12 protein-coding genes and 2 tRNA genes are annotated in these 12296 nt (G+C 57.1%); 3 read left to right on the top strand and 11 right to left on the bottom strand.

What is annotated here, in order from left to right; genetic code table 11:
• Positions 1–2: 2 nt before the first annotated feature.
• Positions 3–1166, bottom strand: a complete 1164-nt coding sequence (nosP, locus tag DKK66_RS14665; RefSeq protein ID WP_131359320.1) for a nitric oxide-sensing protein NosP — start codon at positions 1164–1166, stop codon at positions 3–5.
• Positions 1167–1510: 344 nt separating this feature from the next.
• Here nosP and DKK66_RS14660 point away from each other — a divergent pair, with 344 nt between their 5' ends.
• Both DKK66_RS14660 and DKK66_RS14655 read left to right on the top strand, forming a co-directional pair.
• Positions 1511–2164 (top strand): response regulator transcription factor, encoded by a 654-nt coding sequence (locus DKK66_RS14660; protein WP_231588788.1) that lies wholly within the window; start codon positions 1511–1513, stop codon positions 2162–2164.
• 300 nt (positions 2165–2464) lie between these two features.
• Positions 2465–2788 (top strand): HdeA/HdeB family chaperone, encoded by a 324-nt coding sequence (locus DKK66_RS14655; protein ID WP_131359318.1) that lies wholly within the window; start codon positions 2465–2467, stop codon positions 2786–2788.
• 253 nt (positions 2789–3041) lie between these two features.
• Here the strand turns inward: DKK66_RS14655 and DKK66_RS14650 are convergent.
• From DKK66_RS14650 to DKK66_RS14605, 10 genes are all read right to left on the bottom strand, one after another.
• Positions 3042–3118 (bottom strand) — tRNA-Pro (locus DKK66_RS14650).
• Positions 3119–3148: 30 nt separating this feature from the next.
• Entirely contained in the window at positions 3149–3502 is a 354-nt protein-coding gene (locus DKK66_RS14645; protein WP_045845168.1) for a MerR family transcriptional regulator, read from the bottom strand.
• Positions 3483–3785: an integration host factor subunit alpha gene (locus DKK66_RS14640; protein ID WP_045845169.1), complete on the bottom strand. Its 303-nt coding sequence runs from the start codon at positions 3783–3785 to the stop codon at positions 3483–3485. The genes DKK66_RS14645 and DKK66_RS14640 overlap by 20 nt, the downstream gene beginning before the upstream one ends.
• Positions 3786–3856: 71 nt before the next feature.
• Positions 3857–6229, bottom strand: a complete 2373-nt coding sequence (pheT, locus tag DKK66_RS14635; protein WP_131359316.1) for a phenylalanine--tRNA ligase subunit beta — start codon at positions 6227–6229, stop codon at positions 3857–3859.
• A gap of 19 nt (positions 6230–6248) precedes the next feature.
• Positions 6249–7232: a phenylalanine--tRNA ligase subunit alpha gene (pheS, locus tag DKK66_RS14630; RefSeq protein ID WP_045845171.1), complete on the bottom strand. Its 984-nt coding sequence runs from the start codon at positions 7230–7232 to the stop codon at positions 6249–6251.
• Positions 7233–7442: 210 nt separating this feature from the next.
• A complete protein-coding gene (gene rplT / locus DKK66_RS14625; RefSeq protein ID WP_045845172.1) occupies positions 7443–7799 on the bottom strand; it encodes a 50S ribosomal protein L20 in 357 nt (118 codons plus the stop codon).
• 12 nt (positions 7800–7811) lie between these two features.
• A complete protein-coding gene (gene rpmI, locus DKK66_RS14620) occupies positions 7812–8009 on the bottom strand; it encodes a 50S ribosomal protein L35 (RefSeq protein ID WP_045845173.1) in 198 nt (65 codons plus the stop codon).
• A gap of 156 nt (positions 8010–8165) precedes the next feature.
• On the bottom strand, positions 8166–8690 hold the full coding sequence (gene infC, locus DKK66_RS14615) for a translation initiation factor IF-3 (RefSeq protein WP_082086295.1): 525 nt from the start codon (positions 8688–8690) through the stop codon (positions 8166–8168).
• A gap of 38 nt (positions 8691–8728) precedes the next feature.
• Complete coding sequence (thrS, locus tag DKK66_RS14610; RefSeq protein WP_131359314.1) at positions 8729–10630, bottom strand: threonine--tRNA ligase; 1902 nt, start codon at positions 10628–10630, stop codon at positions 8729–8731.
• A gap of 164 nt (positions 10631–10794) precedes the next feature.
• A tRNA-Val gene (locus DKK66_RS14605) sits at positions 10795–10871 on the bottom strand.
• A 223-nt stretch (positions 10872–11094) separates the two neighbouring features.
• Between DKK66_RS14605 and tgt the strand changes: the two genes are divergently transcribed.
• Complete coding sequence (gene tgt / locus DKK66_RS14600; protein WP_131359312.1) at positions 11095–12210, top strand: tRNA guanosine(34) transglycosylase Tgt; 1116 nt, start codon at positions 11095–11097, stop codon at positions 12208–12210.
• Positions 12211–12296: the final 86 nt, after the last annotated feature.

Raw genomic sequence — 12296 nt, 5'->3', positions numbered from 1 at the left:
GATTACCCCTGATGCAGCGCGCCCTGATGTCCGGCATAGCCGATGGCGATGCCGGTGAAGGTCTGGTTGACATGCATGGCATTGAACTGCTCGCCATAGGTATTGAAGCCCACGACCCGGTTCTGCACCAGCAGGCTGGAGAGCCGGCTTTGTGCAGCGGTATTGCTGATCATGATGCGGCGCAATACGCAGTCACATCCCAGCACCACCTGCAATGGCCCCAGCTGGCTGCGTACCCGGGCAAAGGTCTGGTCCAGGCTGGCCACCAGGTCCTGCGCCTGCGTGCCCGACAGCACCACGCCCTCATCCACACTGCAAAAGAAGGACAAGGACAAATCCGGGTTCACCCGCTGGATGGAGCGCACATACGGCACGCCACCCACTTGCAGCACCAGTGGATGCGCGGCAAAGGTATTGGCATCCAGTTGCTCGGGGTCCAGGCCCAGGGTGCGACAGTACTCTACTGCTGCCGGCTCCGCATTGATCTCGGTAACCAGCCGGCTATCGGCATCAGCCTCGGTGATCACCATGCGTTCACCGCTGCGCGCAGCGTGCTCGGACTTGAACATTTCGAACGGATGCCGACTGGCCACCATGACAAAGGCGGCTGCCTGGGTGTGGAAACGACCATCCAGCAATATTGCGGTATTTTCGAAGCGCATATTGTCACCGGCCGACCCACCCAAGAGCGGGATATGCCCCAGCGCAGAAGAAAGCCTGCTGGCCACCCGCTCCTCACATGCCGCGAGGCCATCTATCAGCATCAGGGCAAAACTGTTGCGATCAATCGCACAACCGCTCTTGCGCGCCAGCTCATGCCGGGCCGTCATCACCGCTTCAAAGGCATCCGCCAGTTCGAAGTCATGCAGCCGCTCCAGTCTGGCTGCAACGGCAAAGAAGTCCGGCTCGGCAAAACTGACTCCGCTGATACTGCCCTGCTGATAGCCATGGCAGCCGATCTCGCCTGCCGTGGTACAGCCGACAACCAGGGCAGCGCCGAAATGCTGCTGCAAGGCAGGGGCCAGCAAGGAAAGGTCGTAGGCTGGGGAGATGAACAACAGCACCAGGGCCAGTGATGGCTGATGCAGCTGCTCGAACAATTCTGCCGCGGCTTGCGCCGGCTCTTGCTGCTGGGTGCTACCCAGCAGTACCGAAGACTGCTTCATCTTGTCTCCACCGGGCTGCGCAGATGGCTGGGCAACCCTGTTCTGTGTCAGCCAGTCTGCGCTGGCTTCTACTTTTGTTGCATGGTCAGCCATCACCAACACTGGCAGGCTGTATGGCAGACAGCGTTTGCACAGCCATACCGGCCATACATTCTGGCGTGCCGGCCTCACCCGCCGCTCTAGCCGGCATCCACTGGCTGGCAAGGGCAAGAGGTCGCAGCTCAACAGAATGCAATACGCTCCCGTCGCCAAGGCCATGCTGCCAGCATTGTGCATTTCAGGCTATAGTCTTGTTCGCTGGCCGAATCAGGCAGCTTTACTCACAAGTTGGGGTCGTGATGGAAATGAGTATTCTGATCGCCGATGATCATCCACTGTTTCGTGAAGCATTGAAAGATGTTGTGCTGGATGCATTTGGCCGTTCGGTGCAGTTGATCGAGTGCACATCACTGGCAGAAGTCCAGGCCGCCATTCATGATGACACGCTTGAGCTCGCACTGTTGGACCTTAACATGCCGGGCATGCACGGGCTGCAAGGCATAGCCCTGTTACGGGAAAGCGCACCGGTGGTGCCGCTGGTGATCGTGTCGGCGGATGAACGCAGCGAAGTGGTCGCCGCCGCCTTGCAACTGGGCGTGTGTGGTTTCATTCCCAAATCCACGCCACGGCAGCAAATGGCGGATGCAGTACGACGCATTGCCGAAGACGGGGAAATCTACCAGCCAGCACAATTGGCCGGGCACGACACCAACAGCCTCACTCCATTGCCCCTGTCCGTGGAACAACAAGCCATGCGCAGCCGCATTGCCAGCCTGACGAAGCAGGAGCGTTGCGTACTGGATGCCATCATTGCTGGCAAACCCAACAAGATTGTGGCGATTGAATTGAATATTGCGGAAAGTACCGTCAAGGCACATGTATCGGCCATCTTGCGCAAGCTGGAAGTCAGCAGCCGTACTCAGGCCGTCATCAAGGCCGGCCCGGTTTTGGGTGGATAATCCATCCACTGCGCTTGCTGCTGATGTCACCTCCGTACCCCGTAGTAGCCAAAGCAGCAGGCACGCCATCAAACCACGCACATCACGCTGCTGATTCCATACAAATAATGGCAATGAATTCAAATATATGGATGTCTTATTACCATACCCACTGATTAATCTTGGCGCGAGCAGGAAAACTCATCAGATAGAAACAAAATATCCATAGCAGCTTGCCTTGACCGGAAAAATGCATCACTGGAGGATAGCCAAACCCGAAGCACTTTCATTTTTCGGGAATCAACTCCCAAGGAATCAAGCATGTCTGCAAAACTGAAAATCATGATCATGGTCGCATTGATGGGCAGTTCTGCATTTGCCGCTGCATCTGGCAATGCAAGCAAACATAATGCCTCTGGCAGCAAGCCGAGTGGCAAATACACCATTACCTGCAACGAATATCTCGTGCTCAAGGAAACCGACAAACCGGTCATTATTGGCTACGAAATCAGCAAACATAAAAATGGCAAGGTCAGCGCCGCTGAAGTGATTGCCAATGTTGAAAAAGTTCGCCCGGATGTAGATGAATACTGCAAGGTAAACAAAGAAAAGACCGTTTGGCAAAAGATCAAGAGCGCACTCTGATCCGGCTGAACATACCAGCCAGATTGGCTGACCAGTATCCGGAAAATATTTGATGGGGATGGCCAGGACTGAATCAATAATCTTGCCGCGGGCTATTGGCTGAACGCCCATGAAAAGAGCCACCCGACTTCGGGTGGCTTTCGTTTTTGTATCCAATGGTGAATGACCAATGACAGGCAGTACATTATTACAGGCAACAAAAAAGCCACCATGATTTGGTGGCTTTAATGAGTGTGTGCTGCTTTTGTTCTTGTGGTCGGGGTGAGAAGATTCGAACTTCCGACCCCCTGCACCCCATGCAGGTGCGCTACCAGGCTGCGCTACACCCCGACTCAAGAGAAACACATTGTAACTGTTTATTTAGTTTTTGCCAACACCTGAATCCAACCAATTCAGAATGGCTTCCAATTCGGTACGGACTTCCTGAGCGGTAATCGGGCGCTCCATTTCTCCGCCCGCACCCAGGCGCTGGCGCGCACCCTGAATGGTGAAACCGTCATCGTAAAGCAAGCCGCGAATACGCCGCACCAGCAATACCTCGTGGTGCTGGTAATAGCGACGGTTGCCACGACGCTTGACCAGGCGTAACTGGGAGAATTCCTGCTCCCAGTAACGCAGCACATGCGGCTTCACCCCGGTCAGTTCGCTCACTTCGCTAATGGTGAAGTAGCGCTTGGACGGGATTGCCGGCAAATCAGCCTTGCTTGTTAGCATGGTATTGCTCAACCATTCCTTTGAGTTTCTGACTGGCGTGGAAGGTCACCACGCGGCGTGCCGTGATGGGAATCTCTTCCCCGGTCTTGGGATTGCGGCCCGGACGTTGCGGCTTGTCACGCAGCTGGAAATTGCCAAATCCGGACAGCTTTACCGAATCGCCAGCTTCCAGTGCGATACGGATTTCCTCGAAAAACGTTTCAACCATGTCCTTGGCTTCACGCTTGTTCAGACCTACCTGGTCAAACAACAGGTCGGCCAACTCAGCCTTGGTCAAAGTCATGACTACCCCTTAACTTCTTGAATGCAAATATGGAAGGCGGACATTATGCCACGCCTTCCGGCAATAATGGCTTACAGTCGCAGCTGTGCCGCATGGCTGGCAGCCACGGCATCCAGCAGCTTCTGGATGGCTGGCTCGACATCTTCGTCGGTCAGGGTGCGGGCATCATCCTGCAACACCACGCGGAAAGCCAGGCTCTTCTTGCCCTCTTCCACACCCTTGCCACGATAGACATCAAACAAGGCAACTTCCTTCACCAGCGCGGACGCATGCTGACGGAAAGTGTTCAGCATAGCAGCAACCGTTACCTGCTCGTCAACCACCAGCGCCAGATCACGGCGTACCGGCTGCAATTTGCTGACCGGCTGGGCCTTGATGGCATTGCGCTGTTCGACAGCGGCCAGGTCCAGCTCAAACAGTACCGGTGGCGTTGGCAGGCCATACTGCTGCGCCCACTTGGGATGCAGCTCGCCCATCACGCCAATTACCTTGCCATTCAGGCTGATTTCAGCACAACGGCCAGGATGGAAGGCAGGATGAGTGGCTTTGGCAAAGCTGGCTTGCGCCGGCAGCAGCAGGGCCTCCACATCGGCTTTCACATCGTAAAAATCGATGCGCTCGGCCTTGGCACCCCATTGCTCGGCAACACGCGGGCCCCATGCCAAACCGGCCACTTTTTCCGGCTGGGTGGTTTCGTCGGCCTTGCCGGCAGCATTCTTGCCGAATACACGGGCGACTTCAAACACCCGCACGCGCGGCTGTTTGCGGTTGAGGTTGCCTTGCAGCACATTGACCAGACCGCCAATCAGCGACGAGCGCATCATGCTCATTTGCGAGGCAATCGGGTTGATCAGGCGTACCGGGTCGGCATTGCCGGCAAAGTCACGCTCCCAGGCTTCCTCGACAAAGGCGTAGCTGACCACTTCCTGATAGTCACGACCAGCCAGGAAATGGCGGATGTCTTCACGCGGGCGACGTTCTTCCGGCAACGCCAGCATGCGCAAGCGAGCAGCCGGTGCTTCGTAGGGAATGGCATCGTAACCATGTACGCGGGCCACTTCTTCGATCAGGTCTTCTTCGATCTCGATGTCGTAGCGGAAGGAAGGTGCATGCACCAGGAAACCGTCTTCCAGGGTATCGAAAGCCAGACCCAGACGGGTGAGGATGGTGGCGATCTGCTCGGCAGACAGGGTGATGCCCAGCAGACGTGCTACGCGTGCAGTGCGGACTTTCACGCCTTTGCGGACAGGCAGCTCGGCAACTTGCTCGTTGAGCGGGCCGGCTTCGCCACCACAGATGGACAGCACCAGTTCGGTGGCGCGCTCCATGGCGTCGCGTTGCAATTCGAAATCCACGCCACGCTCGAAGCGGAAGGAAGAGTCGGAACCGAAACCCCAGGCGCGGGCCTTGCCGGCAATGGCTGCCGGGGCAAAGAAGGCACTTTCCAGCATGATGTCAGTGCTGGCAGTGGTAACACCGCTTTCCTCGCCACCCATGATGCCGGCAATGGCCAGCACCTTGGCGTCATCGGCAATTACCAGATTGTCTTCGGCAAGAGTGACGGTTTTCTCGTTCAGGCACAGCAGTTGCTCGCCAGCCTTGGCCATGCGCACGGTGATACCACCGTTCAGCTTGGCCAGATCAAAGGCGTGCATCGGCTGACCTTGTTCCAGCAGCACGTAATTGGTGACGTCAACGATGGCTGAAATGGAACGCAGACCGGAACGCTCCAGACGGCGCTTCATCCAGTCCGGGGTCGGCGCAGCGGCGTTGACATTGCGAATCACGCGGCCGATATAGCGACCGCAGGCTTGCGGGGCGGCGATGGCAACCGGCACCACATCGTCAATTTGCGGCGCAACGGCGCTGATGGCTTGCGGCTGCAGTGCAGCACCGGTCAGGGCAGCCACTTCACGGGCGATACCCTTGATCGACAAGCAGTCAGCACGATTGGGGGTAATTTTCAGCGTGAACAGCTGATCATCCAGACCCAGATAATCGCGGATGTTCTGGCCTACAGGCGCATCAGCCGGCAGCAGCATCAGGCCATCCACATCTTCCGGTACGCCCAGCTCCTTGCCGGAGCACAGCATGCCGCCGGATTCTACGCCACGCATCTTGGTGGGCTTGATCTTGAAGTCGCCCGGCAATACCGCGCCCGGCAGTGCGCACGGTACGCGCACACCCACGGCCACGTTCGGTGCGCCACAAACAATCTGCACCAGTTCGCCAGTACCGACATCCACCTTGGTCACGCGCAGGCGGTCAGCGTTTTCGTGCTTGACGCACTCCTTGACCTCGCCAATCACCACACCGGTAAACGCCGGCGCAGCGGCAGTGGTTTCTTCCACTTCCAGACCCGCCATGGTCAGCAAATAGGACAGTTCCTCGCTGGAAAGGGAAGGATTAACCCAGTTTCTCAGCCATTGTTCGGAGAATTGCATTGTTTATCCCTGCCTGCGCTTAATTGAACTGTTTGAGGAAGTTGAGATCGTTCTCAAAGAACAGTCGCAGGTCATTCACGCCGTAACGCAGCATGGCGAAACGGTCCAGACCGATGCCAAAGGCAAAACCGCTGTACTTTTCCGGATCGATATTCACATTGCGCAGCACATTGGGGTGCACCATGCCGCAGCCGCCCACTTCCAGCCAGCCACGCTCGCCCAGCACATCGATTTCGGCGGACGGCTCGGTGAAGGGGAAAAAGGACGGACGAAAACGCACTTGCAGGTCGTCACGCTCGAAGAAGCGGCGCAGGAAATCAGTCACCACCGCCTTGAGGTCGGCAAAGGACACGCCCTCTTCCACCCACAGGCCTTCCATCTGGTGGAACATCGGCGAATGGGTGGCATCGGAATCCACGCGATACACACGACCGGGAGCCACGATCTTGATCGGCGGCTCGTTGTTCAGCATGTAACGCACCTGGATCGGGCTGGTATGGGTACGCAGCACATCACCACCTTCTACATAGAAGGTATCGGCCATGGCGCGGGCCGGGTGGTTTTCCGGAATGTTCAGTGCCTGGAAGTTGTGGAAGTCGGTTTCGATTTCCGGACCGTCCGCCACCTGGAAACCCATGGAACGGAACAGGGTGGCAATACGCTCCAGTGTCAGCGCCACCGGGTGCAGGCCGCCAGTGGACAAGCCACGGCCCGGCAGGGTCACATCCAGCGACTCGGCTGCCAGCTGGGCTTCCAGCTTCTGCGCATTGATCAGGTCACGGCGGGCATTGTGGGCGGTTTCGAAAGCCTGCTTGGCCACATTGATGGTGGCACCGGCAGCCTTGCGCTCCTCGGGAGGAAGCTTGCCCAATTGTTTGAGGAGTTCGGTCAGCTCGCCGCTCTTGCCGAGATAGCGCGCCTTGACCTGCTCCAGTTCGATGAGGTCGGACACTGCCTCGACGGCAGCCAGACCAGCTTGGAGAATCGCGTCAACGTTAGTCATTGGGTCTCACACCGTATGCGTCTTTCCGGCCCATCGGCCAGCGATGTGGCAACCGTTGCATGACATCAGCGGCACCCTGCACCAACCGGCAGACCGGAACAAAAAGGCTGACCACACTCATGGCAGTCTGGTCAACGCTCTTGCAACATGTTTACTACAGGCAAATGAAAAAAAAGGGAGGCATCAGCCTCCCCTTTTACAGTCTTGCTATCAAGCGAGGCTAGCTTTCGCCTTTTCAACGATCTGAGCAAAGGCAGCCTTGTCGAACACGGCCAAGTCGGCCAGGACCTTACGGTCGATTTCGATGGCAGCTTTTTTCAGGCCGTTCATGAACTTGCTGTACGGCAGACCGTTTTCACGCGCAGCGGCGTTGATACGGGCAATCCACAGCTGGCGGAACTGACGCTTTTTCTGACGACGGTCGCGGTATGCATATTGACCGGCTTTCATCACCGCCTGTTTGGCGATGCGATAGACGTTCTTGCGACGGCCGCGATAGCCTTTCGCCAGGGCAAGGATTTTCTTGTGACGAGCACGTGCGGTTACACCGCGTTTAACGCGTGGCATTATTCAGTCTCCTTATGCGTAGGGCATCATGGCGCGAACAGAAGCCATGTTGGTGGCGTGTACCATGGTGGTACCGCGCAACTGGCGCTTGTTCTTGGTGGTTTTCTTGGTCAGGATGTGACGCTTGAACGCATAAGAGCGCTTTACACCGCCATTGCCCAGCACGTTGAGACGCTTTTTCGCGCTCGACTTGGTCTTCATTTTCGGCATGGAAAACTCCTGCAGAATTTCTGAGTTAGATTAGACACAGGGTGACCCGAAGGTACTTGAAACCACTGCGTCACGCTTTTGCGCAGGGCGTTACCGCCCTACAAAATCAACACGGCAGGGTAGACCCTGCCGTATTGAGAAAATGATTATACCCGATTATTTCTTTTTCGGGGCAATCATCATCACCATTTGACGACCTTCCAGCTTGGGGAATTGCTCGACTGTCGCAATTTCAGCCAAATCGGCTTCAACACGCTTGAGCAATGCCAGGCCGATGTCCTGGTGAGCCATTTCACGACCACGGAAACGCAGGGTGATCTTGGCCTTGTCGCCATCATTAAGGAAACGGATCAGGTTACGCAGCTTGACGTTGTAATCACCATCGTCAGTGCCCGGACGGAACTTGATTTCCTTGATCTGGACCTGCTTTTGCTTGAGCTTGGCTTCGTGACGCTTCTTCGACTGTTCGTACTTGAACTTGCCGTAGTCCATCAGCTTGCAGACCGGAGGCTGAGCAGTCGGGGAAATTTCCACCAGATCCACATCATTTTCCTCGGCCAGCGCCATTGCTTCACGCAGACTGACAACACCAATCTGCTCACCTTCCATGCCTACCAGACGAATCTCGCGAGCGGTAATCTCGCCGTTGATCCGTGCTTCGCGTTCCTGAGCTATAGCCAAATCTCCTATTAATCTATCAAATGCCTGCCGTTGCCGGATCAGGCCCCGGGCATCTCAGCCTTGAGGCGGGCAATGAATGCATCCAGCGTGAGCTGACCCAGGTCTTCACCACGGGCGCGCACGGCAACCAGTTCGCCTGCTTTTTCCTTGTCGCCCACGATAATCTGGTACGGCAGCTTTTGCAGACTGTGCTCGCGGATTTTATAGCCGATCTTCTCGTTTCTCAAGTCAAGATCGACGCGGAAGCCTTGTTTCTTCAATGCTTCAGCGATTTGTGCAGCATAATCCGCCTGCGCTTCGGTGATATTCATCACCACCATCTGCACCGGGGACAGCCACAACGGGAAGGCGCCTGCGTGGTTTTCGATCAGAATACCCAGGAAGCGCTCCAGCGAACCCAGTGCAGCGCGGTGCAACATCACCGGACGTTTGCGGCTGTTGTCATCGGCCACATATTCAGCGCCCAGACTTTCCGGCAGCATGAAGTCCAGCTGCAGGGTACCGCACTGCCAGGAGCGACCCAGCGCATCCTTGACGTGGTATTCGATCTTCGGCCCGTAGAAGGCACCCTCGCCCGGCAGCTCTTCCCAGGCTACGCCGCAAGCCTGCAGCGCTTCGCGCATGCCTTGCTCGGCCTTGTCCCAGGTTTCTTCCGCACCCAGGCGTTTTTCCGGACGCAGCGCCAGCTTGATCGACACCTTGTCAAAACCGAAGCGCTCATACACTTCCATCACCAGACGATGGAAAGCCTTGGCTTCCTGGTTGATCTGGTCTTCGGTACAGAAGATGTGGCCATCATCCTGCACAAAGCCACGCACACGCATGATGCCGTGCAGCGCACCGCCCGGCTCGTTACGATGACAGGAACCAAACTCGGCATAGCGCAGCGGCAGGTCACGATAGGAACGCAGGCCGCTGTTGAAAATCTGGATATGGCCCGGGCAGTTCATCGGCTTAACAGCGTAGTCGCGCTTTTCCGATTCGGTGATGAACATGTTTTCCTTGTAGTTCTGCCAGTGACCCGACTTCTTCCACAATTCCACATCCATCATCATCGGCGTGCGAACTTCCTGATAGCCCTCTTTCACCAGCTTGCCGCGCATGTATTGCTCGACGTTCTGCCACAGCTGCCAGCCCTTGGGATGCCAGAACACCATGCCCGGCGCTTCGTCCTGCAAGTGGAACAAATCCAGTTGCACACCCAGCTTGCGGTGGTCGCGCTTTTCCGCCTCTTCCAGCATGTACAGGTAGGCTTCCAGGTCTTCCTTTTTGGCCCAGGCCGTACCGTAGATACGCTGCAGCATTTCATTCTTGCTGTCGCCGCGCCAGTAGGCACCGGCCACCTTCATCAGCTTGAACACCTTGAGCTTGCCAGTGGACGGCACGTGCGGGCCACGACACAGGTCGGTGAACTCGCCTTCGCGGTACAGGCTCAGCACCTCACCCTGCGGAATGGATTCGATGATTTCGGCCTTGTAGGCTTCGCCAATGCTCTTGAAGTAAGCGATGGCTTCATCACGCGGCAGTTCGTAGCGCTCGACCGGGATATCCTTCTTGGCCAGTTCGCTCATCTTCTTTTCGATGGCCGTCAGGTCTTCCGGGGTAAACGGGCGCTTGTAGGCGAAGTCGTAGTAGAAACCGTTTTCGATTTCCGGCCCGATGGTCACCTGCGCCTCCGGGAACAGCTCCTTCACCGCATAAGCCAGCAAGTGGGCGGTGGAGTGGCGGATGATGCCAAGGCCATCGGCATCCTTGTCGGTCACGATGGCCAGATCGGCATCACGATCGATACTGTACGAGGTATCCACCAGCACGCCATCGACGCGACCTGCCAGCGCAGCACGCGCCAGACCGGTACCGATGGACGCAGCCACTTCATGAACCGTTACCGGCTTGTCGAAGGATCGAACCGAGCCGTCAGGCAGGCGAATGTCAGGCATGTCAACTCCAAACAGGGCGTAATATCGTTACGAGGGTAAAAAAAAAGAGCGGCCTGAGCCGCTCTTTTTTTGCATGGTACAACCCGCAAGGCTCAGCTAGCGTGAGAATGTCGGGTTGTGGTAGTTCGCCAGTTTTTCACCTGGGATAACTCCATGCTGTGTATTGGTAGGCACGATTGGACTCGAACCAACGACCCCCACCATGTCAAGGTGGTGCTCTAACCAGCTGAGCTACGTGCCTGTCGTCGAGTTGGCAATACTAAAGGCCTGGCCGCGAAAATGCAAGCCCCTGACCGCATGATTCAGCAAGACCGGCTGCCGCAAAGGCCGCCCGGCCATAAGCACCCGGCCAGCCTCAACTGCCCCGTCCATTGACATCTCTGCGGGGATTTTCCCTGCTTAAGCAACAGCCTCCTCCGCTTGCTGTATACTAGCGCGCTGATTTTGCATAACAAATACACCCCATGCTGAAGTTTACCGTACACAAAACATCCGGCGGCGCACGGCGCGGCACACTGGAACTCAACCACGGCACCGTGGAAACCCCGGTTTTCCAGCCCGTGGGCACCTATGGCTCGGTCAAGGCCATGAGCCCGGTGGAGCTGAACGACATCGGCGCGCAGATCATTCTGGGCAACACTTTCCACCTGTGGCTGCGCCCGGGTCTGGAGGTGATCGAGCAGTTTGGCGGCCTGCACGAATTCATCGGCTGGGACAAACCCATTCTGACCGACTCGGGCGGCTTTCAGGTATTCAGCCTGGCCGACATGCGCAAGCTGACCGAGGAAGGCTGCACCTTCCAGAGCCCGATCAACGGCAACAAGCTGTTTTTGAGCCCGGAAATCTCGATGAAGATCCAGACCGTGCTCAATTCGGACATCGTGATGCAACTGGATGAATGCACGCCGGGCCAGGTGGATCATGCCACCGCGCAGAAATCGCTGCAGATGAGCTTGCGCTGGGCTGAGCGCTCGCGCCGTGCGTTTGACGACCTGAAAAACCCCAATGCCCTGTTCGGCATCGTGCAGGGCAATCTGTATACCGACTTGCGTCAGGAGTCGCTGGAAGGCCTGCTGCATGTGGGCTTTGACGGCTATGCCATTGGCGGTCTGTCGGTGGGCGAACCCAAGCCGGAAATGTACCGCATGCTGAACGAGCTGAACGGCATGCTGCCGGCTGACAAGCCGCACTACCTGATGGGCGTGGGCACACCGGAGGACCTGGTGCACGGCGTGGCCAACGGCATCGACATGTTCGACTGCGTGATGCCGACCCGCAATGCCCGTAATGGCTGGATCTTCACCCAGTACGGCGACGTGAAGATCAAGAACGCACGTTACAAGGATGACAAGAAGCCGCTGGACGAAGAATGCGGCTGCTACGCCTGCCGCAACTTCAGCCGCGCCTATCTGCACCACCTGCACCGCGTGGGTGAAATCCTGGGTGCGCGCCTGAACACCATCCACAATCTTTACTACTACCAGGAACTGATGCGCGAAATGCGCAAGGCGATCGAAGAAGACCGCTTTGAGGATTTCCGCCTGGAATTCGCAGCCAAACGTGCGCGCGGCGTCGCCTGACAAGGGGAACCGCCCCGCTCACGCACAGGTCAGACATGCCCGACGGTTGGAAAAACCCACATAGCGTGGCTACAATGGCCGGTTTG

The sequence above is a fragment of the Aquitalea sp. USM4 genome, from assembly GCF_004328945.1.
Classification (GTDB): domain Bacteria; phylum Pseudomonadota; class Gammaproteobacteria; order Burkholderiales; family Chromobacteriaceae; genus Aquitalea; species Aquitalea pelogenes.
The sequence above is the reverse complement of the archived record's forward strand: the minus strand, read 5'-3'. Positions and strand labels throughout refer to the sequence as shown.